This is a genomic window from Thiomonas islandica (assembly GCF_055383445.1).
This window is the reverse complement of record NZ_AP042391.1, coordinates 2047505-2070472: the sequence shown is the minus strand read 5'-3', so window position 1 is coordinate 2070472 and position 22968 is coordinate 2047505. Positions and strand designations below refer to the sequence as shown.

20 protein-coding genes are annotated in these 22968 nt (G+C 66.2%); 7 read left to right on the top strand and 13 right to left on the bottom strand.

The window, feature by feature from the left end:
* Positions 1–208: 208 nt before the first annotated feature.
* Both pgeF and ACZ47F_RS10200 read right to left on the bottom strand, forming a co-directional pair.
* The gene (gene pgeF / locus ACZ47F_RS10205; RefSeq protein ID WP_464924608.1) at positions 209–1048 is read right to left on the bottom strand and encodes a peptidoglycan editing factor PgeF; all 840 of its coding nucleotides are present in this window, start codon (positions 1046–1048) and stop codon (positions 209–211) included.
* A gap of 16 nt (positions 1049–1064) precedes the next feature.
* Complete coding sequence (locus ACZ47F_RS10200; RefSeq protein WP_464924607.1) at positions 1065–2096, bottom strand: RluA family pseudouridine synthase; 1032 nt, start codon at positions 2094–2096, stop codon at positions 1065–1067.
* A gap of 60 nt (positions 2097–2156) precedes the next feature.
* On the opposite strand from ACZ47F_RS10200, the gene ACZ47F_RS10195 reads away from it, so the two are divergent.
* On the top strand, positions 2157–2978 hold the full coding sequence (locus tag ACZ47F_RS10195) for an outer membrane protein assembly factor BamD (RefSeq protein WP_464924606.1): 822 nt from the start codon (positions 2157–2159) through the stop codon (positions 2976–2978).
* Positions 2979–2981: 3 nt separating this feature from the next.
* Here ACZ47F_RS10195 and ACZ47F_RS10190 read toward each other — a convergent pair whose 3' ends face one another.
* Positions 2982–5000 (bottom strand): ATP-dependent DNA helicase, encoded by a 2019-nt coding sequence (locus tag ACZ47F_RS10190; RefSeq protein ID WP_464924605.1) that lies wholly within the window; start codon positions 4998–5000, stop codon positions 2982–2984.
* Positions 5001–5110: 110 nt separating this feature from the next.
* Here ACZ47F_RS10190 and ACZ47F_RS10185 point away from each other — a divergent pair, with 110 nt between their 5' ends.
* The gene (locus tag ACZ47F_RS10185) at positions 5111–5947 is read left to right on the top strand and encodes a PP2C family protein-serine/threonine phosphatase (RefSeq protein WP_464924604.1); all 837 of its coding nucleotides are present in this window, start codon (positions 5111–5113) and stop codon (positions 5945–5947) included.
* Here ACZ47F_RS10185 and ACZ47F_RS10180 read toward each other — a convergent pair.
* The 5 genes from ACZ47F_RS10180 to ACZ47F_RS10160 form a co-directional block, all read right to left on the bottom strand.
* Positions 5910–6743 carry an enoyl-CoA hydratase gene (locus ACZ47F_RS10180; protein WP_464924603.1) on the bottom strand — a complete coding sequence of 278 codons (834 nt, stop codon included), beginning with the start codon at positions 6741–6743 and terminating at the stop codon, positions 5910–5912. The two genes, ACZ47F_RS10185 and ACZ47F_RS10180, sit on opposite strands and share 38 nt — an antisense overlap.
* Before the next feature lie 38 nt (positions 6744–6781).
* A complete protein-coding gene (locus ACZ47F_RS10175; protein WP_464924602.1) occupies positions 6782–7192 on the bottom strand; it encodes a lysozyme inhibitor LprI family protein in 411 nt (136 codons plus the stop codon).
* Positions 7193–7260: 68 nt separating this feature from the next.
* Entirely contained in the window at positions 7261–8193 is a 933-nt protein-coding gene (locus tag ACZ47F_RS10170; RefSeq protein WP_464924601.1) for a dimethyl sulfoxide reductase anchor subunit family protein, read from the bottom strand.
* Positions 8194–8196: 3 nt separating this feature from the next.
* Positions 8197–8994 (bottom strand): 4Fe-4S dicluster domain-containing protein, encoded by a 798-nt coding sequence (locus ACZ47F_RS10165; protein ID WP_464924600.1) that lies wholly within the window; start codon positions 8992–8994, stop codon positions 8197–8199.
* Complete coding sequence (locus tag ACZ47F_RS10160; RefSeq protein WP_464924599.1) at positions 8991–11981, bottom strand: molybdopterin oxidoreductase family protein; 2991 nt, start codon at positions 11979–11981, stop codon at positions 8991–8993. The genes ACZ47F_RS10165 and ACZ47F_RS10160 overlap by 4 nt, the downstream gene beginning before the upstream one ends.
* 289 nt (positions 11982–12270) lie before the next feature.
* Here ACZ47F_RS10160 and ACZ47F_RS10155 point away from each other — a divergent pair, with 289 nt between their 5' ends.
* Together ACZ47F_RS10155 and ACZ47F_RS10150 are read left to right on the top strand one after the other, a co-directional pair.
* Positions 12271–13377 carry an alkene reductase gene (locus ACZ47F_RS10155; RefSeq protein ID WP_464924598.1) on the top strand — a complete coding sequence of 369 codons (1107 nt, stop codon included), beginning with the start codon at positions 12271–12273 and terminating at the stop codon, positions 13375–13377.
* Between the two features lie 39 nt (positions 13378–13416).
* Entirely contained in the window at positions 13417–14184 is a 768-nt protein-coding gene (locus ACZ47F_RS10150) for an exodeoxyribonuclease III (protein WP_464924597.1), read from the top strand.
* On the opposite strand, the gene ntrC is transcribed toward ACZ47F_RS10150, so the two are convergent.
* The 5 genes from ntrC to ACZ47F_RS10125 all read right to left on the bottom strand — a co-directional run bounded on the left by ntrC (position 14185) and on the right by ACZ47F_RS10125 (position 19910).
* The gene (ntrC, locus tag ACZ47F_RS10145) at positions 14185–15672 is read right to left on the bottom strand and encodes a nitrogen regulation protein NR(I) (protein WP_464924596.1); all 1488 of its coding nucleotides are present in this window, start codon (positions 15670–15672) and stop codon (positions 14185–14187) included.
* Positions 15673–15700: 28 nt separating this feature from the next.
* Entirely contained in the window at positions 15701–16762 is a 1062-nt protein-coding gene (gene glnL / locus ACZ47F_RS10140; RefSeq protein WP_464924595.1) for a nitrogen regulation protein NR(II), read from the bottom strand.
* Positions 16763–16800: 38 nt separating this feature from the next.
* Positions 16801–17352 (bottom strand): hypothetical protein, encoded by a 552-nt coding sequence (locus tag ACZ47F_RS10135; RefSeq protein ID WP_464924594.1) that lies wholly within the window; start codon positions 17350–17352, stop codon positions 16801–16803.
* Between the two features lie 128 nt (positions 17353–17480).
* Positions 17481–18896 carry a type I glutamate--ammonia ligase gene (gene glnA / locus ACZ47F_RS10130; protein ID WP_464924593.1) on the bottom strand — a complete coding sequence of 472 codons (1416 nt, stop codon included), beginning with the start codon at positions 18894–18896 and terminating at the stop codon, positions 17481–17483.
* A 243-nt stretch (positions 18897–19139) separates the two neighbouring features.
* A complete protein-coding gene (locus ACZ47F_RS10125) occupies positions 19140–19910 on the bottom strand; it encodes a competence/damage-inducible protein A (protein WP_464924592.1) in 771 nt (256 codons plus the stop codon).
* 158 nt (positions 19911–20068) lie between these two features.
* Here ACZ47F_RS10125 and ACZ47F_RS10120 point away from each other — a divergent pair, with 158 nt between their 5' ends.
* From ACZ47F_RS10120 to nadE, 3 genes are read left to right on the top strand one after another with little or no spacing between them, the layout of a single operon-like run.
* On the top strand, positions 20069–21649 hold the full coding sequence (locus tag ACZ47F_RS10120; RefSeq protein WP_464924591.1) for a class I adenylate-forming enzyme family protein: 1581 nt from the start codon (positions 20069–20071) through the stop codon (positions 21647–21649).
* Positions 21650–21701: 52 nt separating this feature from the next.
* Positions 21702–21953, top strand: coding sequence for an acyl carrier protein (locus ACZ47F_RS10115; protein WP_464924590.1), 252 nt, complete (start codon positions 21702–21704; stop codon positions 21951–21953).
* An 18-nt stretch (positions 21954–21971) separates the two neighbouring features.
* Positions 21972–22958, top strand: coding sequence for an NAD(+) synthase (gene nadE / locus ACZ47F_RS10110; RefSeq protein ID WP_464924589.1), 987 nt, complete (start codon positions 21972–21974; stop codon positions 22956–22958).
* Positions 22959–22968 lie beyond the last annotated feature (10 nt).

Here is a 22968-nt window from a genome sequence, read left to right as displayed (position 1 = left end):
GACGGCATTCTTGAGCAGGCAGGTGAAGGTGTCAACCAGTCGCAGCCGCGGCGCGACTCGCGAACTCAGAAATTGTGAATCTCTCTGCTGCGCGGCTCGCTGGCCGTAAAGCGCAGTGTTCGGGTCTTACCGATCTGATGGATATGTCTGGCCCCTGCGCGCCGCACGCTTGGGCAGCAGGCCGCTCGCAACGAAATCTCAAAACTTCTCAGCGGTCGATCCAGATGCATCCGGCCTGCCGCCCTGTGACCGGCTGGCGGCGGTAAGAATAAAAGCGCTGCGGCTGGCTGAACGTGCACAGCCCGCCGCCGGCAATCGAGCCAGGCCGCATGCCCGCATGCACCAGACGCAGGCGAGCGAGCTGCCAGATGTCGGCCCACCACTTGCCGGGTCGACCGGGCCGGAACGCTGAGCCGGCCGAAGGGTGCAGCGCGACAAAGGCGCTGCGCACCTCCTCGCCCACCTCGAACGCCTGCGGCCCGATGGCCGGGCCGAGTACCGCCTGCACCTCGGATGGGTCGCACCCGGCCTGCTTGCAAACACGCTGCAGGCTGGCTTCGAGCACACCCGCCGCCAACCCGCGCCAGCCGGCATGCGCCGCCGCCACCGCACGGCCGTGTGGCGCCGCCAGCAGGACCGGCAGGCAATCGGCGACCAGCACCGTGGCAGCCATGCCGGGCCGGGCGGTGCTCGCCGCGTCGGCAACCGGTTCAATCATGGGATCGGGCTGGGCATCCAGATCGGCCACTTCGACACCGTGGACCTGCTGCAAAAAGCGCGGCTGCGCACCACCGAGCGCCTGCTGCAGCCTGGCGCGGTTTTGCGCCACATGCTCGGGCGCATCGCCCACATGCGTGCCCAGATTCATGCCGCCGCACCGCGCCTGCGGCGCGCAGGCATAAGCTTCCTTGCTGACCCCGCCAGCGCAGCTGGTGAACAGCGCATGAACCCGCGGATTGTCGGGCCAGGCGATGCGCAGCCAAGGCGCGTGGTGCGGCGCCAGGTCGCACCAGGGTGGCAGGAAGTCAAACCAGATCGGGGCGGACATGGGCGACACCTGTCATTCAGTCGATGAAGGCCGGCCAGCGCAGCGGGTCGATGTCCGCAGGTGCACCGCCGCACTCCAGCCACAGTGCGGCGATGTCGTGTGCAATGGGCGCGGTGCAGTCAATCTGCGCATTGCTACCAGGGTGGCGAAAGCCCAGCCGGGCCGCATGCAGGGCCTGGCGCTGCAGGGGCAGCCCGGGCCGCGCGCGCCCGCCATACACCGGGTCGGCCACCAACTCCAGTCGTGCAAACTGCAGATGCACCCGGATCTGGTGCGTGCGGCCGCTGTGCAGTTTGCAGCGCAGCGCGGTCAATGGCCCCCAGGGGGTGTCGAGCGCCGCCAGCGGGGTGAAGTCGGTGCGCGCCGGCTTGCCGCCCTGGACCACCGCCATGCGCAGGCGGTCGCGCGGGTGACGGGCGATCGGCGCATCCACGCTGAACGCACGCTCCACCCGCCCCCACACCAGCGCCAGATACTGACGGTGCACCGCGCGCGCCTGCAGCCTGCGCACCAGCTCGGTCTGCGCCTGCAGGGTGCGGGCGGTGACCATCAGGCCACTGGTGTCCTTGTCCAGACGGTGGACGATGCCGGCGCGGGGCAATGCGGCGGTTTCGGGGTAGCGGGCCAGCAGACCGTTGAGCAAGGTGCCGCTCCAATTGCCCGCGGCCGGGTGCACCACCAGACCCGCAGGCTTGTCGAGCACCGCCAGCCAGTCGTCCTCGAACACGACCGCGAGCGTCAGCTCCTGCGCAGCGAAGGCGCTGTCTTGCGGCAGCGCAGGCACGGTCACGCGCAGCAACGCCCCGGGGCGCGCCTTGTCGCGTACCCCGGCGGTCTGCCCATCCACCTGCACCAGCCCGGCTTCGCACCACTGCTGCAGACGGCTGCGCGAATGCTGCGGAAACAGCAGCGCCAACACTTTGTCGAGGCGCTGGCCCGCCTGCGGCTCGGGAATGCGGGCTTCGAGCAGGTCGTGCGGCGGCGCGTCGTCGTCCTCAGGCCCGGCGTCGCCAGCAGTCGGGGGGGCAGTCAGGGAATGCTTGGTCATCGAGACGGGGCCAGGGGCTCCCTATAATCCGCAGGCTTTACACCACCCTAGGTGATTGCTATGCGTGTTGCGTTGTACCGCCCGTGGACGCGGCGACTTCTGGGCGTCGCCGCTGCGGCGCTGTTCCTGGGCCTGACAGGCTGCGCGTCCACACCGGAAAAAGATCAGACCCTGGGATGGTCGGCCTCCAAATTGTATGCAGAGGCCAAGGACGAGATGAACAGCGGCAACATCGACAAGGCGGTAAAGCTGTACGAAAAGCTCGAATCGCGCTACCCCTACGGCCTGCTGGCGCAGCAGGCGCTAATTGAAATCGCCTACGGCCACTACAAGCAGGGCGAGCGCGCCGAGGCGCTGGCGGCGGTCGACCGCTTTCTCAAGCTCTACCCCAACAACCCTTACACCGATTATGTGCTGTATCTGAAGGGGCTGATCAACTTCAACACCGATCAGGGCTGGTTCTCCTTCCTGTCCGATCAGAAGCTCTACGAGCGCGATCAGGCCGCGGCCAAGCAGTCGTTCGAGGCGTTCAAGGAATTGGTCACCCGCTTTCCGCAGAGCAAGTACACGCCCGACGCCCTGCAGCGCATGCGCTACATCGTCAACTCGCTGGCCGAGTACGAGACCCATGTGGCGCTGTTTTATTACCGTCGCGGCGCCTATGTGGCCGCGGCAGACCGCGCGCAGCGGGCGATCGAGAACTATCAGGATGCACCGTCCAACCAGCTCGCCCTGGCGGTGCTTGTGCATGCCTACGGCAAGCTGGGCCTGACCCAGCTGCGCGACGATGCCGAGCGCGTGCTCAAGCTGAACTATCCCGACAGCATCTACCTCACCCAGGGTCTGCCCCGTCGGGACGATGCGTTCTGGAAGCTGTGGTAAGCCTCAATCTGTCTGTCGCAGGAAGTCCAGCGCCTGCTCAACGCGGCTGACCCGGCCAAAGGGCGGCAGGCCAGCCAGCAGTTGCCGCCCCCAGCCGGTTGCGGTCAGACGGCGGTCGCACACCACCAGCACCCCGCGATCGGTTTCGGTGCGGATCAGCCGTCCGGCTCCCTGCTGCAGTGACAGCGCCGCCTGCGGCAGGCTGTGTTCGGCAAAGCCGCTGCGCCCCTGCGCCTCGATTTGCTTGAGCCGCGCGGCGGTCAGCGGGTCGTCCGGCGGAGCGAACGGCAGCTTGTCGATGATCACCAGGGTCAGCCGCTCTCCCGGCAGGTCCACGCCTTCCCAAAAGCTCTGACTGCCCACCAGGATGGCCTGTGCAGTGCCGGCGAACCGTGCGAGCAAGGTGGCCTTGGACTCGTCGAATTGCTCGAGCACGGTTCGCCCCGGCAGCATCTGGCGCAGGGTTTGCGCAATCACCCGTGCCGCGCGCAGCGTAGTGGTCAGCACCAGGGTACCGCCGGCATTGTCGGCAGCGAGCCGGGCCGCCAGCGCTCCGACCGCAGCGGAATGCCCCGGCTTCCCCGGCAGCGGCAAATCCTGCGGCACGAACAGCCGGGCCTGCGCCGCGTAGTCGAACGGACTGGCCACGCGCAGTTCGCGGCAGCGCGGTGCGATGCCCTGCTCCACCGGTGCGCAGCCGCCATGCTCGGCGGTCAGGCCCAATGCGCTGCGGGCATGGCGAAAATCGCCGCCGAGACTCAGCGTGGCTGAAGTGAAAATCCAGGCCTGGCTGCGCTGCGCCAGCAGCGCGGCAAACGCCGGCGCGATCGACAGCGGCGCCGATTGCAGCCGCAGATGCGCAGTGCCGACATCGGCCCAGCGGACCTGGGGTGTGGCGCCCGGTGCACTCTGCGCCGCTTCGCCCTGCCAGTTGACAAACGCCTGCTGCAGCGCAGTACAGCGCTGCGCCAGACGCTCGAACTCCGGTGCCGACTCGGTATGCGCCGACAGCACCGCAGCGGTGTGGGCCAGCAGCGCCTGCAGATCGTGCAGCGCCATATCCCATCCCGGCAGATCGCGGACCTGTTGCCAGCTCAGGCGGCCCGGCGCCTGAGGCGCCACCAGCCGCAGATCGCGCGCCGCACGCTCGAGCGCGTCGGCCAGGGTCTGCCAGTCGGTCAGACCCTTGGCATGCTGCAATCCGCTGGCCAGCACATCGCGTCCGAGGTCGACCACCTGCGCGGTGCCGCAGCGTGTGCCGAGAAACTGCACGCCGATCTCGGCAAGCTGATGCGCCTCGTCCAGGATCAGCGTGTCCGCGGTCGGCAGCAGTTCGGCCACGCCCTCGCCGCGCAGCGCCAGATCGGCGAAAAACAGATGGTGGTTGATGATGACCAAGTCAGCGGCCATGGCCTCGCGCCGCGCCTTCATCACGAAACAGGCCTTGTGGTCGGGGCAGTCTGCGCCCAGGCAGTTTTCGGCGGTCGAGGTCACGAGATGGATCAGCGCAGAGTTCTCCTCCAGACCGGGCAGTGCCGACAGGTCGCCGCGCGCATCGGCGCGGGCAAACTGCTGAATGCGGCGCAGCTGCGCATACTCGGCGCGGCCATGGACCCACTGCGCGGCGCGTTGCAGGCGGTACAGACAGACATAGTTGGCGCGGCCCTTGAGCACGCAGCTGCTCACCGCCGCGCCCAGCGCCCGGCGCGCTGCCGGCAGGTCTTTGCGGTCGAGTTGATCCTGCAGATTGCGCGTCGCGGTGGAAACGATGACCCGCCCGCCATGCAGCAGCGCAGGAACCAGATAGGCCAAGGTTTTGCCAGTGCCGGTGCCGGCCTCGGCCAGCAGGATGGCACGGTCGCTGATCGCGCCTGCCACCGCCCGCGCCAGCGTACGCTGACCTTCGCGCACCGACCACTGCGGCAGCTCGGCCTGCAGCGGGCTGCCCGGAGAAAACAGCGCGTCGCAATGCTCGACCAGCGCGGTGTCGCAGGCCGGCACCTCGACGGGTTCAGCACCCATGCGGCTGCACGCCACGGCGCCGGCCTGCGCGCCACCTAGAATCCGCTGCTCGTATCAGTCTGTTCATCCACGCCTCTTGCTCGCTCCACAGCCAAACTGCTGCCGATTCTATGGACCCGACCGACCACTACCCGCCGTCGCGGCTGCCGCCGCTGCCCAGGCCGGTGCAGCACCAGGCCGGAACGCGCTGGCGGCTGCAGGCGGCAAGCGGTCTGCACAAGGGTGATCGGCCCTACCAGCAGGACCAGTTGCGGGTGATTGCGCATCCCCGCGTGGCCGGCTGCATGCTGGCGGTCCTGGCCGACGGCATGGGCGGCAAGAGCGGCGGACGCAAAGCGGCCGATCAGGTGATGCTCACCGCACAGCAACTATTCGAGCGCTACCACCCAGATAGCGACGACCCGCACGCGCTGCTGCAGCAGATCGTGCAGGAAAGCCACAGCATGATCCGCCTGACCGCGCTGTCCACCGAGCAGGAGCCGCATTCCACGATCGTGTGCGCGTTGTTCCAGGCCGACGAGGGTCGCTGCTACTGGGTGCACGTGGGCGACAGCCGGCTATATGTCTTCCGCGACGGCCGCCTGCTGCTGCGCACTCGCGACGATTCGTATGTGCAAACCTTGGTGGACAAGGGCGGGATCACCGAAACCATGGCACGCAGTCATCCGATGAGCAATGTGCTGACCTGCAGCCTGGGCATGTCGGAGCTGCCGGTCAAGCCGGTCGAGGAACTGCAGCTGATGCCCGGCGACGTGCTGATGCTCTGCAGCGACGGGGTCTGGCACTACTTCACCGACCAGGATCTGGAAATCGCCACCGCCAAGCTGCAGCCGCGCGAATGCTGTCAGTACCTGATCGACAGGGCCCGCAACCGCGCCGGCGGGCGGGGCGACAACCTTTCGCTCATCGTCATTGCCCTGGCGCGGCTGTCTCCGCCGGCTGGTTGATTGGCCTGCGCCACGTGGGCTGGCGCTTATCGATGAACGCCTGCACCCCCTCCAACGCGCACTCATCAAGCATATTGCAGGTCATGGTCTGCGTGGCCATTTGGTAGGCGGCGTCGATGCCAGCTTCCAGCTGGCGGTAGAACAGCGCCTTGCCCATACGCAGCGCAGCCGCTGGTTTCTCCAGGATGCTGGCGACCAGGCGTTCGACCTCGGCCTGCAGCGCGTCCGGCGCGGCCACGCGGTTGACCAGACCGCGCTGCTGCGCGGTGGCGGCGTCGATGAATTCTCCGGTCAGCAGCATTTCCATCGCCTGCTTGCGCAGCAGGTTGCGCGACAGCGCCACGCCCGGCGTCGAGCAGAACAGCCCATAGTTCACGCCGGAGACCGCAAAACGCGCATCGGCACTGGCCACCGCCAGATCGCAGCTGGCCACCAGCTGGCAACCGGCGGCAGTAGCAATGCCGTGCACCTGCGCGATCACCGGTTGCGGCAGGCGCATCAGCCCGGTCATCACCCGGCCACAACGGGCAAACAGCTCCGCGTAATAGGCGTGGGAGGGATGGGCGCGCATTTCCTTCAGGTCGTGCCCGGCGCAGAATGCCTGGCCCGCGCCGCGCACGATGAGCACGCGCGCCGCATCGTCGTGCATCAGCGCGTCGATCTGCTGCTGCAGCGCGTCGAGTAGCGCCTCGGACAGGGCGTTGAAGGCCTGCGGGCGGTTGAGCGTGAGCCAGACTACGCCGCGCGGGTCGGTCTCGCGCAGCAGCACGTCCGAGTGAGAAGCAGGGGTTTGCATGGCGGGTCTCCTTGAATCGGCGCGCCTTGTGTCAGGCGCTATCTGGGCGGGCACTGCGAGCCGGTGCAGTGCAGATCGGCATCGAGCTGGGCGATGCGTCTGCGAATTTTGTCAGACAGGCAGACATCCTGCCGAGCCTGCCACTGCGGCCCGCCCCGATCGGCCGGGCCGTTGCGGAACAAGCAGTCCGCATTCGCCCAGCGCCGCCACAGATTTTGCGCATGGTCCAGCCGTCGCTCGGCGTAGGTGCCCATGACCTTTTGCAGTTCCAGCCGGTAGAGCCGGTTCATCCGAGCGTTGAGCGCGTGGCGGGTCTGCGCCGCGCAGGCGGTGCTTTCGGGCGCCGAGCGGCAGATCGGCGGCAGCTGGTTCGGCGCCACGGCCGCCTGCGCCAGCCCTGTCCCGCTATAAGTCAACAAAACTGACCACACCATCACGTCCCAACGCATCGCCAGGCTCCGCCGAAAATTCGGGTGGAGGCGCGCCGCGCGCCGGCGTTCCCCACGGTTTCAAATGGTCACAACGCCGCCTGGTAGTAGCGGTTCTGCGGATGCCGGACTTGGGCGAAGAAGTCCCAGCGCTCGGCAAGCATCCCCACCAGATTGCTCGCCAGCGCCAGCGGCCAGCCCACACTGCGCAGCGCGGGCGGCGTGCCCAGCACCAGCAGCAGCGGCAGCACGAAACCCAGCAGGACGAAGCTCCAGCGCACCCCGGTCACCCAAGCCGCGCTGCGCCCATGAAAAAACTCCCGGGTGTTGAACGCGCGCGCCGTAAAGCCCTTGGAGGTCTGGCGAATCGAGGAACTCTTCACACCGATGGCGGTCTGCATCGACCCTGCCGGGGTCAGGCCCCGCAGTCGCAGCAGCGCCGCCAGCCGTCCAAGCAGCGCCAGCGCCAGCAACGCCGCGACGGCGTGTCCGTACTGCAACGCAACCGCTGCCTTCCACCACAGCGCCAGCGCCGCGGCGAGCAGTCCGCCGCTGGCCATGCCCATCAGCGCGAAATTCACCACGGTCAGCGGCGTGGCCCATTCCCGCAGGAAACGCACCCCGGCATAGATCATTGCGGTGCACGCCCACAGCGTCAGCGCCGCTGCGACCAGCAGCGCAGCCAGAACGGCGGGCCAGTGCCGCAATTCCTGCAGCGCCAGCAGGCCCAGCGCAGCCGTACCGAGGAAGACAGGCAGCGCGATGACCTCGCGCGACAGCCACGAGGTGCGCCACATTGCCGCGGCACGCCACGCGCGTTCTGGGCGGCCGAGATGGGCGAAGGACGCAGCCAGCCCGACCATGCCCAGCCCCAGGATCACCCACAGGCTGATGTGCCACAGCGCCAGCCACGACGCGGGATCTGCCACGCCCCACAGCGCGGGTAGCGCCACGGCCACCGCCAGGCCCTGCGCACAGCCCACCAGGGTGGTCAGCAACAGCACGGAAAATGCCGGACGCATGGTTCACTCCCTGCCTGCGACCGCCGCGCGGACGGGATCGAACACCGCGCCGAACAGCCGGGCAAACAAGCTGCGCGACTGCATTTCCACCGCTTCGGCGCGCGGCGTCGGCACCTGGGTCTGCCGGGCGGATGCGGGCCGCTGCTGCGTGCGCTGCGTCTGGTCATCGGCCGCCTTTGTCTCCTGCGGCAGTCTGCGCGGCAGGTAGTGATTGGCGGGCCGGGTGCCCAGTTCGGGCATCAGCGCGTAGCCGCCACGTTCGCGGATGGCGAGCGACACCTCGGATTCGGGGTCGTGCACATCGCCGAACAAGCGGGCGTTGGTCGGGCAGGCGTTGACGCAGGCCGGGCGGCGCTGCGCAGGCGGGATGGTTTCATCGTAGATGCGGTCAACGCACAGGGTGCACTTGGTCATCACCCCGCGGTCGTCGTCGTACTCGCGCGCGCCATACGGGCAGGCCCAGGAGCAGTATTTGCAGCCGATGCACTTGTCGCTATCGACCAGCACGATGCCGTCTTCCTGGCGTTTGTATGACGCCCCGGTGGGGCACACCGGCACGCAAGGCGGCTCCTCGCAGTGCAGGCAGCTCTTGGGGAAATGCACGGTCTGCGTCTGCGGGAACTGCATGACCTCATAGGTCTGCACCCGGTTGAAAAACACCCCGAGCGGGTTTTCACCGTAGGGCTCGTGGTCGCTCAGGTGGCCGGCGGAACCGGAGGTGTTCCACTGCTTGCACGAGGTGACGCAGGCATGGCAGCCCACGCAGACATTCAGATCGATGACCAGGGCGAGCTGGGTCATGGCTGGACTCCTTTGTGCCTGCCGCGCCCGGCGAAGTAGCGCAGCACGCGGGTCTGGTGCCCGGGAACGCGTGGATGCGGCAGCGCCTGCGGTGGGTCGAACTGCGGCCAGCTTTGCGCCGCTTCAGGAAGGGTCTGGCCGTCTTGCAGCGGCGCGTCGGCCGGCGTGATGCGCACCCGCAGGTCGTACCACCCAGCCTGGCCAGTGATCGGATCGCTGTTGGAAATGACGCCCTGCCCCAGCCCGAGCGCTTGCGCCGGTAGCTCCTCGCGGATCAGGTGGTTGAGCAAAAAGCCGGTCTGCGATTCCTCGGCGCGCGGGTGCAGGCCCCAGAAACCGCTGGCCTTGCCCACGGCATTCCAGGTCCAGACCGTGCCCGGCTCGACCGCCTCGCTGTACTGGCAGCGCGCACGTACCCGGCCCCAGCTGGACTCGATCCACAGCCAGTCGCCGTCGGCGATGCCGTGCTGCTGCGCCAGCGCCGGGTTGACATACAGCCTGTTGTGGCCGTGGATCTGCCGCAGCCAGGCGTTCTGCGAGTCCCAGGCGTGGTACATGGCCATGGGCCGCTGGGTGACCGCGGCCAGGGGATAGCGCGCTAGATCGGTGGCGGCGTGTTCCAGCGGCGGCTCCCAGAACGGCAACGGATCGAAGTGGTGCGCCACGCGCGCACGTAGATGTTCTGGCGGCTGCCGCCCCGGGCGCTGCCCCAAGGCGGCAAGGCGAAACTGCTGCAGCACATCGCTGTACAGCGCAATGATGATCGGGGTGTTGCGCCGGCGCCAGCCCATGCTCTGGGCAAAGTCCAGATAGTCGCGGTTCCAGTTGCGCCGGTAGCGCTGCGATTCGGGCAACGGGTGGTGATGTACGCAGTTGTGCTGCGCGTACATCTCCCACTGTCTGGGGTTGGGCTCGCCCTTGAGGGATTTGCTGCCGTCCGCCCCGCGCCAGCCCGACAAAAAGCCGATGCCCGAGTCGGGTGCGGTTTCATAGCGGACGATGAAATCAGGATAGTCCTTGAACCTGCGGCTGCCGGTGGGGAGGACGAAGGCGGGAAGCGCGAGCCGCGACGCCAGTTCGACCAGCACCTCCTGGAACGGCCGGGTCTGCGCCAACGGCGGCAGCACCGGTACGCGCACCGAATCCATCGGGCCATCGAATTCGGAAATCGGGCGGTCCAGCAGCGACATCGCGTCATGCCGCTCCAGGTAGCTGGTGTCGGGCAGCAGCAGGTCGGCGAATGCGGTCATCTCGCTGTGAAACGCATCGCACACCACCAGGAAGGGAATGCGGTAGCTGCCGTCCTCGCGTTTGTCGCGCAGAATCTGCCGCACGTCCACGGTGTTCATCGCCGAGTTCCACGCCATGTTGGACATGAAAATCAGCAGGGTGTCGATTGGGTACGGATCGCCGCGCCAGGCGTTGGTGATGACGTTGTGCATCAGCCCGTGCACCGCCAGCGGGTGTTCCCAAGAAAACGCCTTGTCGATGCGCAGCGGGCTGCCGTCATCCATCAGTGCCAGGTCGTCGGGCGAGGTTGGCCAGCCCAGCGGCGCGCCATTGAGCGGGGTGTCGGGCTGCACGTCCTGCGGGCCGCTCGGGTTGCGCACCTCGGGCGGCACGTCCTTGGGGTATGGCGCTTTGTGGCGAAAGCCGCCGGGCGCGTCGATGGTGCCCAGCAGGCTCATCAGGATGGACAGCGCGCGGATGGTCTGAAAGCCGTTGGAATGCGCCGCCAGCCCGCGCATGGCGTGAAACGCCAGCGGCCGGGTCTGCAGCGTGGCTTGGGGGCGGCCATGCCAGTCGGTCCAAGCGATCGGCAGGTCTTCACTCTGGTCGAGCGCGGCCTGGGCCATCTCCTGCGCCAGTCGGCGGATGCGCTCGGCGGGAATACCGGTGATGTCCTGCGCCCACTGCGGGGTGCAGTGGGCCACCTGCTCGCGCAGCAATTGCAGCGCGGGGGCTACCGGAGTGCCGTCGGGAAGGCGGTAGTGGCCGTTCAGCGCGGGCTGCGCGCCTTCGCTCCACGCGGGCACCGCGCGCTGCGTGACCACATCCCACCATAGGCGGTGCAGCGCCGGATCGGTGTCGTTGCCGTCAGCGCCGGAGGCGGGAACGAACAGCCCGTCCTCGGCATGGCCCGGCTGCACCCGCACCAGCTGCGCGCCGTTGGTGCACTCGGCGGTGAACGCGGTATCGATACGGCCAGTACGCAGCAGTTCGTGCACCAAGGCCAGCAGCAGCGCGCCGTCGGTGCTGGGGCGGATGGGGATCCACTCGTCGGCAATGGCCGAATAGCCGGTGCGAATGGGATTGATCGAGATGAACCGCCCACCAGTCCGCTTGAACTTCGACAGCGCGATTTTCATCGGGTTGCTGTGATGGTCTTCGGCGGTGCCGAGCATCACGAACAACTTTGCCCGCTCCAGATCCGGCCCGCCGAATTCCCAGAAACTGCCGCCGAAGGTGTAGATCATGCCGGCGGCCATGTTCACCGAGCAGAAGCCGCCGTGCGCAGCGTAGTTGGGCGTGCCGAACTCGCGGGCAAACAGCCCGGTGAGTGCCTGCATCTGGTCGCGCCCTGTGAACAGCGCAAACTGCCTGGGGTCGGTGGCGCGCAGGTGGCGCAGCCGGTCTTCGAGCAACTGCAGTGCCTCATCCCACGAAATCGGCTCGAACTCGCCTGCCCCGCGCTCGGCGCCCGGCTTGCGCCGCAGCGGCTGGGTCAGCCGCGCCGGGGACACCTGCTTCATGATGCCGGCCGATCCCTTGGCACACAGCACGCCCTGGTTGAGCGGATGCTCTGGATTGCCTTCGATGAACCGCACCTCGCCATCGCGCAGATGCACCCGGATGCCGCAGCGGCAGGCGCACATATAGCACGTCGTGGTCTTGACTTCGGTATTCCCCGCAGGCGGCGTAAGGGGGTCGTGCAAAGGCTTGCTGTTGGAAAACAGACGGTCGAGGAGGCTGAACAGCGCGGACATAACATGCTGCGGATTGAAAAGCCGGTGCACGAACCGTAATCACGCTGCAAACATTCAACAAACGAAACGTTTTTGTTTTTGATATCGAAATATTCGCTCAAACCGTATTCGTTCCCCGCAAGCGCTCGGGCGCCATTCCTCCCTCACCCCGTGAGGGAGGCCAGAGGGCGGAGCGCAACCTCTGCGCGACATAGCACAACCGCCCCGGCTGCGCAGTAATCGGGCCGAGCAAAAAACCGCGTTCCGGTCATAGGATAGGTATTGCATTGCACAAACCTGGAGTTTTTCGATGACCACAACCACACTGTTCAAACCCCTGCAACTCGGCGCGCTGGAACTACCCAACCGCATCATCATGGCGCCGCTGACCCGCTCGCGCGCCAGTCAGCCCGGCGACATCCCGAACGAAATGAACGCGCGCTACTACGCGCAACGCGCCAGCGCCGGGCTGATCATCAGCGAAGCCACGCAGATTTCCCGCCAAGGCCAGGGCTATGCCTTCACGCCGGGGATTTACACCGACGCACAGGTCAAAGGCTGGAAGCTGGTGACCGACGCGGTACATGCCGCGGGCGGGCGCATGGCGATGCAGCTATGGCATGTCGGGCGGATTTCGCACCACCTGCTGCAAGAAGGCGGGCAGCCGCCGGTGGCACCCAGCGCGATCCGCAGCGAAACCGGCGAATCGTTCGTCGTGCTGCCCGAAGGCCCCAAGCGCGTGCCCTGCGACATGCCCCGCGCGCTGGACACTAGCGAAATCCCCGGCATCATTGCCGATTACGCCCGCGCGGCGAAAAATGCGCTGACCGCCGGGTTCGACATGCTCGAGCTGCACAGCGCCAATGGCTATTTGCTGCAGCAGTTCCTCTCGACCAACACCAACCATCGCACTGACCAGTACGGCGGCAGCCTGGAAAACCGCGCGCGCATCGTGCTCGAGGCGCTGGATGCCATCATCGCGGTGGCTGGGGCGCAGCGGGTGGGCATCCGCCTGTCGCCGCATTTCAACCGGCACGACATCCAGGATGCGCAGACCGAGGCGATCCACCTCTATCTGGCAGCAGAACTGGCCAAACGCGGCGTGGCCTACATCCACATCGCCGAACCAGACTGGGCCGGCGGCCCGGCGCTGTCCGATGACTTCCGTCGCCAGCTGCGCGCGGCGTTCCCCGGCCGCATGATCGTCTGCGGCAATTACACCGCCGAATCGGCGGCAGCGCGCATCGAGTCGGGCCTGGCCGACGCGGTGGCATTCGGCCGGCCGTTCATCGCCAACCCCGATCTGGTCGAGCGCTTCCGCGTGGGTGCGGCGCTGAACAAGCCCGACCCGACCACGTTCTACGGCGGCGGCGAGCACGGCTACACCGACTACCCCGCACTCGAAGCCGTGGCGTAGACTGCGGCGCCACCCGCCGCTGCCGCTGCACGCATCCCTATGAAAATCGCCACCTGGAATGTCAATTCGCTTGCCGTGCGCCTGCCGCAGGTGCTCGACTGGCTGCAGGCGCAGCAACCCGATGTGCTCGCGCTGCAGGAAACCAAGCTGACTGACGACAGATTCCCGCAGGAAGCGTTTGCTGCCGCCGGCTACCAGTGCGCCTGCTTCGGCCAGCCCACCTACAACGGCGTGGCCTTGCTCAGTCGCATGCCGCTGGAGGCAGTGCAGCGCAACATTCCGGGTCTGGATGATGCGCAGGCGCGGGTGATCGCAGCCACGGTGAGCGGAGTGCGGCTGATCGACGCCTACTTTCCCAACGGCCAGGCGCCCGACAGCGACAAGTTCGCCTACAAGCTGCAGTGGATGGACGCACTGCGCAACTGGGTGGCGGCCGAGCTGCAGTGCACGCCGAAACTGGTGCTGCTCGGCGACTTCAACATCGCCCCGGAAGACCGCGACGTGTACGACCCAGTGGCCTGGGCCGGGCAAATCCATTGCACCCCGCAGGAACGCGCGCACTTCCAGCAACTGCTCGACCTGGGGCTGGTCGACGCCTTCCGCGCCTTCGAGCAGCCGCCCAAGAGCTGGACCTGGTGGGATTACCGCAACCTCGCGTTCCGCAAGAACCAGGGGCTGCGCATCGACCACATCCTGGTGAGTGCCGCGCTGCGTCCTGCGCTGCAGTCGTGCAGTATCGACAAGGCGCCGCGCAAGAACGAGCGGCCCAGCGACCACGCGCCAGTCATCGCTGAACTGGCTCTGTGATCAATCGTCCAAGCCCAGTTCCTGGATTTTGCGGGTGATGGTGTTGCGCCCGATGCCAAGCTTCTGCGCCGCCTCGATGCGGCGTCCGTGGGTTTGCGCCAGCGCGGCGGAGATCACCGCGCGCTCGAAGCGCTGGGTGAGATGGTGCATCACGTCCGGCGTGCCACCACGCATCAGGCTCAGCGCGACCTGCTCCACGCGGGTTTCCCAATCGGTTTCGGACTGGGCCAAAGGCGCGGGCAGCGAGGATACGACCGCAGCGCGATCAGCCGTGTCCGGTGTGGCAGCATGCGGGGCAACCGCCGCTAGGCCGGTGCCGTCGCCCTGCTGTACCGCCCCCGGACGGACATCCTCCGGTAAATCCTTGACCTGAATCACCTGCGCCGGGGCCATGACCGTGAGCCATTGGCACAGGTTCTCGAGCTGACGCACATTGCCGGGGAAGGGGAATTGCTGCAACACCTGCAGCGCCTCAGACGAGATGCGCTTGGGCTCCACCCCGAGTTCCTGCGCGCTGCGCTGCAGGAAATGCCGGGTCAGCGGCGCGATGTCCTCGCGGCGCTCGCGCAGCGGCGGCAGGCGCAAGCGGATGACATTGAGACGGTGAAACAAGTCCTCGCGGAACCTGCCCTGCGCGACCTGCTGCTCCAAATTCTGGTGCGTTGCCGCGATCACCCGCACATGCGCCTTGATCGCGTTATGCCCGCCGACACGGTAGTAATGCCCGTCGGACAGCACGCGCAGTAACCGGGTCTGCAGTTCCAGCGGCATGTCGCCGATTTCATCGAGAAATAGCGTGCCGCCTTCGGCCTGCTCGAAGCGGCCGCGTCGCAAGGTCTGCGCGCCGGTGAACGCGCCGCGCTCGTGGCCGAACAGCTCGCTCTCCAGCAAGTCCCTTGGGATGGCGGCGGTATTGATGGCGACGAACGGGCCGCCTGCGCGCGGGCTGTGCCGGTGCAGCGCCCGCGCGACCAGTTCCTTGCCCGTGCCGGATTCGCCGGTGATCAGCACGGTGACATGGGAATGCGCCAGCCGCCCGATGGCACGAAACACCTCCTGCATCGCCGGCGCCTGGCCGAGCAGCTCGGGGGCGTCGTGCTGCGACTCTTCGGCCTGCTCATCGCGCAGGCTTTCATCGACCGCACGCTGGATCAGCTCGACCGCCTTGTCCACATCGAACGGCTTACTCAGGTAATCGAACGCCCCACCCTGCAGCGCGGCCACCGCGCTGTCGAGATCGGAATACGCGGTCATGATGATGACCGGCAGACCGGGATGCGACCGGCGGATTTGCTGCAGCAGATCGAGGCCATTGCCGCCGGGCATGCGGATGTCGCTGATCAGCACCTGCGGGCAGGCGTCTTCGAACGCGTCCAGCACATCGCGCGGGTTTGAAAAACTGCGCACCTCCAGACCCGCCTTGTGCAGCGCCTTCTCTAGTACGAAGCGGATCGAGGCATCGTCATCGACCACCCAGATCGGCTTCATCGCGCCCTCCCCCTGCGCCGACACCCGGTCAGGGCAACGGAATGGTGATGCGGAATTCGGTATGGCCCGGCTGGCTGTCGCATTCGATGGTTCCCTGATGTTGCTGGACGACGGTCTGTGCCAGGGTAAGACCCAGACCGCTTCCACCCTCGCGGCCCGAGATCAGCGGGAAGAATATGCGCTCCTTCAGTTCCGCCGGAATGCCCGGGCCGTTATCCACGACATGCAAGACCAGTGCCAGTCTGTAACGCTGGCGGGCCACAGTGATCTGCCGCGCCACGCGGGTGCGCAGCACGATTTTGGCGTCGCCCGCTGCGATGCGATGCTGCAGCGCCTGCGCCGCGTTGCGCGCGATGTTGAGCACCGCCTGGATCAGCTGTTCCCGATCCCCGCGGAACTCGGGTAGGCTGGTGTCATAGTCCTGCTCGATGGTCAGTCCCTGCGGGAACTCTGCCAGCAGCAGCATGCGCACACGCTCGCACACCTCGTGGATGTTCAGGTCGTCCACGACATGCGGCTTGCGGTGCGGTGCCAGAAGCCGGTCCACCAGGGTCTGCAGCCGGTCGGCCTCGGCAATGATCACTTGGGTGTACTCCTGCAGCTCAGGAAAGCGCAGTTCGGCATGCAGCAGTTGCGCTGCGCCGCGGATGCCGCCCAGCGGGTTCTTGATCTCGTGCGCCAGGTTGCGTATGAGCTCTTTGTTGGCCAATGCCTGGTTGTGCCACTGCTCCTCGCGCTCCTGCCGCGTCTGCTGGCTGAGCTGCAGCACTTCGACCAGCAGCAGATCGTCCGGGTGGTCAGTCCGTGCGATGATGACCTGCGCCGCCTCGCGCAAATCGCGCAGGCGGAACTGGCAGTCGAAACGCTTGCTGCTGAACGCATTGCTGCACACCTGCGCGAGCGACTCGCGCCACAGTGCGGCGCAATCCATCCACTGCCCGAGGTCCTGCGATTGCAACTGGCGTCGCGAAATGCCCAGACCGTTTTCCAGCGCCGGATTGGCGTAGCGGATTGCCCCTTGCGCATCGACCAGCGCCGCCATCGAGGCCAGCCACTCCAGCCCAGGAAAATCCATCGCGTCTTGCCACATGGCGGCAGTCCAGGGCCGCGCGCCGGTAGAAGCCGTGCTCACTGGGAATATTTCTGCAGCTCGCGCTGCAGCGCGGCGATATTTGCCTGCGTCAGTGCGATCTGCTCCTTCATCCCTGCGACGCGTTGCGCATATTCCCCGCCTTTGACCCCGCCGCCGACAATGCGCTCGCTGGGCAGGTAGTCCGGATGACCGTTGTTGTATTCCTTGAGCAGTTGCTCCAGCCGCGCTTGCTGCTGCAGCAGTTCCTGTTCGAGGATGCGGCGGGCTTCGGCGTCTCGCTCCTTCTGCGTGGAGGGGGCCACGCGCGCGGCCTGATTCTCGCTCGGGCTGGCTTTTTGCGCCCCGTCCTTGCCGCTGCCGATGACCTTGGGCGGCATCCCCGGGCTGGAGAGGATGCTCACATTGGCGTTGTCGATCAGCTTGCAGTTCTTGGCCCTGACCTCCGACAGATCGTTGGTATACGAATTGTCCGGACAACGATAGACCCGCTGCGGATCGGTCTGCGCCTGCGCGACACTGACTGCGGCCAGAGTCGCCAGCAACGCGCGCGCGAACTGGCAGGAGATGGATCGGAAGTTCGGGCTCATGATGGTGCGGCGAAGGGTTGGGGGAGCAGTGTAAGTCTGGCAACGCGCCAGCCACACGAAAAGCCGACAGCCGCGTGGCAAAACCAAAACAAAAGCGGCCCGCAGGCCGCCTGTGCACCGCGGCAGAGTTACAGCGAGTAGTACATATCGAACTCGACCGGATGTGTGGTCATGCGAAAGCGCGTGACCTCCTCCATCTTCAGCGCGATGTAGGCGTCGATGAAGTCGTCACTGAACACCCCGCCCTTGGTCAGGAAGGCGCGGTCCTTGTCGAGATGCTCCAGCGCCTGGTCCAGGCTCGAGCAGACGGTCGGGATTTTCGCCTCTTCTTCCGGCGGCAGGTCGTAGAGATTTTTGCTCGCTGCTTCGCCCGGGTGGATTTTGTTCTCCACGCCGTCGAGACCGGCCATCAGCATCGCGGCAAAAGCCAGGTAGGGGTTGGCAGTCGGGTCGGGGAAGCGCACCTCGATGCGGCGGGCCTTGTCGCTCTGCACGAACGGCACGCGGATCGAGGCCGAGCGGTTGCGCGCGGAATACGCCAGCATCACCGGCGCCTCGAAGCCCGGCACCAGCCGCTTGTAGCTGTTGGTGCCGGGATTGGTGATGGCGTTGAGCGCGCGCGCATGCTTGATGATGCCGCCGATATAGTAGAGCGCGAAGTCCGACAGCCCGGCGTAGCCGTTTCCGGCAAACAGATTCTTGCCGTCTTTCCACACCGACTGGTGCACGTGCATGCCGCTGCCGTTGTCGCCAACGATGGGCTTGGGCATGAAGGTCGCGGTCTTGCCGTAGGCATGCGCGACGTTGTGCACCACGTATTTGAGGATTTGCGTCCAGTCGGCGCGCTGCACCAGGGTGGAAAACTTGGTGCCGATCTCGCATTGCCCGGCGTTGGCCACCTCATGGTGATGCACCTCGACCGGCACGCCCATCTGCTCCAGGATCAGGCACGCTTCCGAGCGGATGTCCTGCAGGCTATCCACAGGGGGTACCGGGAAGTAGCCGCCCTTGACGGCCGGGCGGTGGCCCAGGTTGCCGCCTTCGCGCTCCTCACCAGTGGCCCAGGCCGCCTCGTTGGAATCAACCTTGACGAAGCAACCGGACATGTCGACATTCCAGCGCACCTGGTCGAAGATGAAAAACTCGGGTTCCGGGCCGAAATAGGCGGTATCGCCAATGCCGGACGCCTTCAGATACGCCTCTGCTTTCTTGGCGATCGAGCGCGGGTCGCGGTCGTAGGGCTTGCCATCACCTGGCTCGAGCACGTCGCAGCTCAGCAGCAGCGTAGTCTCCTCCATGAACGGGTCGATATTGGCGGTGTTCGGATCGGGCATGAGCAGCATGTCCGAGGCTTCGATGCCCTTCCAGCCGGCGATCGATGAGCCGTCGAAGGCATGGCCATCGCTGAACTTGCTTTCGTTGAACGCCGATACAGGCACGGTGACGTGCTGCTCCTTGCCTCGGGTATCGGTAAAGCGAAAGTCGACGAATTTGACATCGTGCTCCTTGACCATGCCCATCACATCGGCCACTGTCTTGCTCATGAAAATCTCCTGTCAGGTTGAAATGAGTTTGCGTATTCCTGGTCGCATCGGAAGTCGCGCCAGAATTCGGCTCGTGCCTGCACCGCGCAGCGGCAGCAATCTAGCAGAAACCGTGCCGGGGACTGATGCCCACTTCGCCTGCGCGCAAGCCCGATCGCGCGAGTGTCGGCACCTGTGCGGCAGGTTTTCGATGCACCGAATGAGTGCATTCATCCATCAAGCCTTGTTTTGGTGCGTTTTTCCTTATTTTGGTGCATCCTCCCAGATGCCGACGGGCAAATGCGCGCGCAAGTAGGCAAATGCCTGCTCCACGCTGGAAGGGTCGCCCTTGACCCCGAGTTCGATGTGCCGGCCCCATACCGGATGATCCACGCTGGGTAGGCTGAACACTTTGACACCGGCAAAGCGCCGCTCGACATCTTCCATCAGCGGGGTCAGGTCGGATTCCATTGCGTTGCGCACGATGACCGCGCGCTCAACCTGGTGGCCCTGCCCGTGCAGCGCGGCCAGCGGCCCGTCGAGCACCCATTCCAGCATCGGCCAGGCCATGACCGGGAAACCGGGAACGAAGTAGTGCTGCCGGATCGAGAACCCGGGAATCCGGTTGTAGGGATTGGGAATGATGTCGCTGCCCTGCGGAAACATGCCCATCTGCAGCCGCTGCAGGTTGACCGGAGAGTCCGGATCGCCCAGCTGCGCTTCGGCGATCCGCTGCTGGATCAACGCCTTGGCTTGCGGATGCAGTTGCAGCGGCAGCCCCAGCGCACGCGCGGCGCTCTGGCGGGTGTGATCGTCGGGCGTGGCGCCAATGCCACCGCAGCTTAGCGCCACGTCGCCGCGGGCATAGCTGGCCTGAAATGCGGCGGCGAGCAGATCGGGGTCGTCACCGAGATATTGCACCCAGTCCAGCCGCATCCGCCGGGCCCTGAGCAGTTCGAGCACATGGGAAAAGTGCTTGTCCTGCCGCTTGCCCGACAGAATCTCGTCACCGATGATGTAGAGGCCCAGTCGCATGCGCACACCTCGAAACAAAGTGTGAAGAATAGCCTGCCCAGATGTCGCGCACGTGCCGGACAGGCGCAGTGCGACGGCCGCTGCTCTGGATGCGACATGAGTCTGGCTTGCACGCACCATCGCAAATGCGGGGTGCCAAACCACGGGGCTGCAACCGTATGCTCGTACCTCTCGCGCCAGTGCCAATCCACATGCTGTTGCACCACACCTTCGAATTTACGGCCCCGCGCCACGCCGGGCACCGCGCCGTCGTGCGCGAAGGAGTGTCCACCACCTATGCCGAGATGGCGGGTCTGGTGGAGGGCATCGCCGCCGCGTTGCGGGCCAGTGGCGTACAGCGCGGCGAGCGGGTGGCGCTGTTTCTGGACAACTGCGTGGAAATGGTCGCGGCCATCTACGCCGTGCTCAAGGTGGGCGCGGTGTTCATGCCGATCAACACCCTGACCAAGGCCGACAAGCTGGCCTACATCCTCAACGATGCCGAAGCCTGCGCGCTGCTGACCCAACAGGAACTGGCCGAGGTCAGCCGCGCGGCACTGGCACAGAACCGCAGCGTGCGCCAGTGCTTCATGCTCACCGCCTATGCGCAGGGCAAGCCCGACAACGGCACGCCCGATCCGCGCGAATGCCCCTTCCCGCCGCCCCTGCCCGGCGCAGCGTGCTCCGCGACGCACCCCGATCTGATCGATCAGGACTTGGCCGCCATCATCTACACCTCGGGTTCTACCGGGCAGTCCAAGGGCGTGATGCTCACCCACCTGAACATGCTCACCGCGCTGCGCTCGGTGCGGGAGTATCTGGGGCTGCGGCAGAACGACATCCTCTGCTGCGCACTGCCTCTGGCGTTCGACTACGGGCTGTACCAGGTGCTGATGGCTTTCAGCCTGGGTGCCACCGTGCTGCTCGAGCGCTCGTTCACCTTCCCGGTCAAGGTGCTGGAGAACGTGGCGCGCGAGCGAGCCACGGTGTTTCCGGGGGTGCCGACCATGTTCACCCTGCTGACCCAGCTCGACACCTTGCACACCTTCGACCTGTCAGCGCTGCGGCTGGTCACCAACACCGCCGCGGCGCTGCCGCGCGCGCTGATCGCGCAGATTCGCGCAATGTTCCCGCAGGCGCAGCTTTACTCCATGTATGGCTTGACCGAATGCAAGCGCGTGAGCTACCTGCCGCCCGAGCAGCTCGACATCCGCCCGGACAGCGTAGGGCGCGGCATGCCCAACGAGGAGGTCTGGTTGGTCGACGACGCCGGACGACGCCTGCCCAACGGCTCGACCGGCGAGCTGGTCATCCGCGGCAACCATGTGATGCGCGGCTATTGGCGCAAGCCCGAGCAGACCGCGCAGCGCCTGCGCCCCGGACCGATCCCCGGCGAGCTGGTACTGTACTCGGGCGATCTGTTCCGCACCGATGACGAGGGCTGGCTGTATTTCGTCGCGCGGCGAGACGACATCATCAAGAGCCGCGGTGAAAAGGTCAGTCCACGCGAGGTCGAAAACGTGCTCTACGCGCTCGACGGCGTACTCGAGGCCGCTGTAGTCGGCGTGGACGACCCGCTGCTGGGTCAAGCGGTCAAGGCTTTCGTGGTGTGCAGGCCCGGCCACAATCTGACCGAGCGCGAGGTCATCAAGCATTGCCTAGCGCACATCGAAAACTTCATGGCGCCGAAGTTTGTCGAATTCGTCCCCGCCCTGCCCCGCACCGAAACCGGAAAGATCAAGAAAACCGGGCTGCACTGAGTTTGCTTGCGCGCAAACGCCCACTCCTTCCCCGCACGTTCTGCTCCCCACCATGCTCGACCATCAGCAACGAATCCGCCAGTACATCGACAGCAACTTTCTGCTGGGCGCGCGCGACCTCGCCTACAGTGACACCGACTCGCTGCTCGACCTGCACATCCTCGACTCCACGGGCGTGCTCGAACTCATCCTCTTCCTCGAGGAAACCTGGGGCATCCAGGTTGCCGACAGCGAGATGGTGCCCGAGAACCTCGACAGCGTCGCCGCAATTGCCGCCTATGTGCAGCGCAAGCTGGCGGGCTGAGACGAGATGACCAGACCCATGCTGCAGACAGACGTGCTTGCGATCGACTGCGAGGCGGAAACCGCGCGCATCGGCGCATTCCTGGTCCGCACCCTGCGCAGCTTCAACAAGCGCGGCGTGGTCGTTGGCCTGTCGGGTGGGGTGGATAGTGCGGTGTGTGCTGCGCTGGCGGTGCGCGCGCTCGGCCCGCAGCGGGTGTTCGCGCTGCTCATGCCCGAGCGCGATTCTTCCGGCAGCAGCATTAGCCTCGGAGCCGAGGTGGCACGCCAGCTGGGCATCGCGCATGCGGTCGAAGACATCACCCCGGCGCTAGAGGCCATTGGCTGCTACCGGTGGCGCGATGACGCGGTGCGCGCGGTACTGCCCGACTACACCCCGCGGTGGAAAATCAAGCTCGCGATCTCGGGCGGACTGACCGGTGGCATCAACCATTTCCGCCTCATCGCCCGGTCTCCCAACGGCCAAATGCATGACGTGCGTCTGCCGCTGCGCGAATACCTGCAGATCGTCGCTGCCACCAACCACAAGCAGCGCCTGCGCAAGACCCTAGAGTATTTTCATGCCGACCGCCTGAACCATGCCGTGATCGGCACTCCCAACCGTCTGGAATACGACCTGGGATTCTTTGTCAAGAACGGTGACGGCTCGGCCGACATCAAACCGATCGCGCACCTGTACAAAACTCAGGTTTACGCCTTGGCGCGGTGTCTCGGTCTGCCCGAGGCGGTGTGCAACGCCGCGCCCACGACCGACACCTTCAGCCTGCCGCAAGGGCAGGACGAGTTCTACTTTGCCTTGCCCTGGGCGCAGATGGATCTGGCGCTGTGGGCGCGCAACCACGGCTGCAGCGCCGAGGAACTCGCCACGGCACTTGGCTGTTCCCCGGCGCAGGCCGCGGCGGTACTGGCCGACATCGACACCAAACGCCGCACCACCCGCTACCTGCACGCAGAGCCCGCGCGGATCGACGCGGCGCTGCAGCCGCACGCGCACCCCACCCACTGATGCCTCGCAC

Coding starts and splice junctions, on each gene's coding strand:
- ACZ47F_RS10125 (WP_464924592.1), bottom strand. CDS start 19,910: ATGCGACTGGGCCTCTACATCATCGGTGACGAGATTCTGTCGGGCAAG.
- ACZ47F_RS10160 (WP_464924599.1), bottom strand. CDS start 11,981: ATGTCCGCGCTGTTCAGCCTCCTCGACCGTCTGTTTTCCAACAGCAAG.
- ACZ47F_RS10190 (WP_464924605.1), bottom strand. CDS start 5,000: ATGGGTGCTGAACCCGTCGAGGTGCCGGCCTGCGACACCGCGCTGGTC.
- ACZ47F_RS10170 (WP_464924601.1), bottom strand. CDS start 8,193: ATGCGTCCGGCATTTTCCGTGCTGTTGCTGACCACCCTGGTGGGCTGT.
- ACZ47F_RS10165 (WP_464924600.1), bottom strand. CDS start 8,994: ATGACCCAGCTCGCCCTGGTCATCGATCTGAATGTCTGCGTGGGCTGC.
- ACZ47F_RS10135 (WP_464924594.1), bottom strand. CDS start 17,352: ATGAGCCCGAACTTCCGATCCATCTCCTGCCAGTTCGCGCGCGCGTTG.
- glnL (WP_464924595.1), bottom strand. CDS start 16,762: ATGTGGCAAGACGCGATGGATTTTCCTGGGCTGGAGTGGCTGGCCTCG.
- ACZ47F_RS10115 (WP_464924590.1), top strand. CDS start 21,702: ATGCTCGACCATCAGCAACGAATCCGCCAGTACATCGACAGCAACTTT.
- ACZ47F_RS10120 (WP_464924591.1), top strand. CDS start 20,069: ATGCTCGTACCTCTCGCGCCAGTGCCAATCCACATGCTGTTGCACCAC.
- ACZ47F_RS10200 (WP_464924607.1), bottom strand. CDS start 2,096: ATGACCAAGCATTCCCTGACTGCCCCCCCGACTGCTGGCGACGCCGGG.
- glnA (WP_464924593.1), bottom strand. CDS start 18,896: ATGAGCAAGACAGTGGCCGATGTGATGGGCATGGTCAAGGAGCACGAT.
- ACZ47F_RS10155 (WP_464924598.1), top strand. CDS start 12,271: ATGACCACAACCACACTGTTCAAACCCCTGCAACTCGGCGCGCTGGAA.
- ACZ47F_RS10150 (WP_464924597.1), top strand. CDS start 13,417: ATGAAAATCGCCACCTGGAATGTCAATTCGCTTGCCGTGCGCCTGCCG.
- ACZ47F_RS10195 (WP_464924606.1), top strand. CDS start 2,157: ATGCGTGTTGCGTTGTACCGCCCGTGGACGCGGCGACTTCTGGGCGTC.
- ntrC (WP_464924596.1), bottom strand. CDS start 15,672: ATGAAGCCGATCTGGGTGGTCGATGACGATGCCTCGATCCGCTTCGTA.
- nadE (WP_464924589.1), top strand. CDS start 21,972: ATGCTGCAGACAGACGTGCTTGCGATCGACTGCGAGGCGGAAACCGCG.
- pgeF (WP_464924608.1), bottom strand. CDS start 1,048: ATGTCCGCCCCGATCTGGTTTGACTTCCTGCCACCCTGGTGCGACCTG.
- ACZ47F_RS10180 (WP_464924603.1), bottom strand. CDS start 6,743: ATGCAAACCCCTGCTTCTCACTCGGACGTGCTGCTGCGCGAGACCGAC.
- ACZ47F_RS10175 (WP_464924602.1), bottom strand. CDS start 7,192: ATGCGTTGGGACGTGATGGTGTGGTCAGTTTTGTTGACTTATAGCGGG.
- ACZ47F_RS10185 (WP_464924604.1), top strand. CDS start 5,111: ATGGACCCGACCGACCACTACCCGCCGTCGCGGCTGCCGCCGCTGCCC.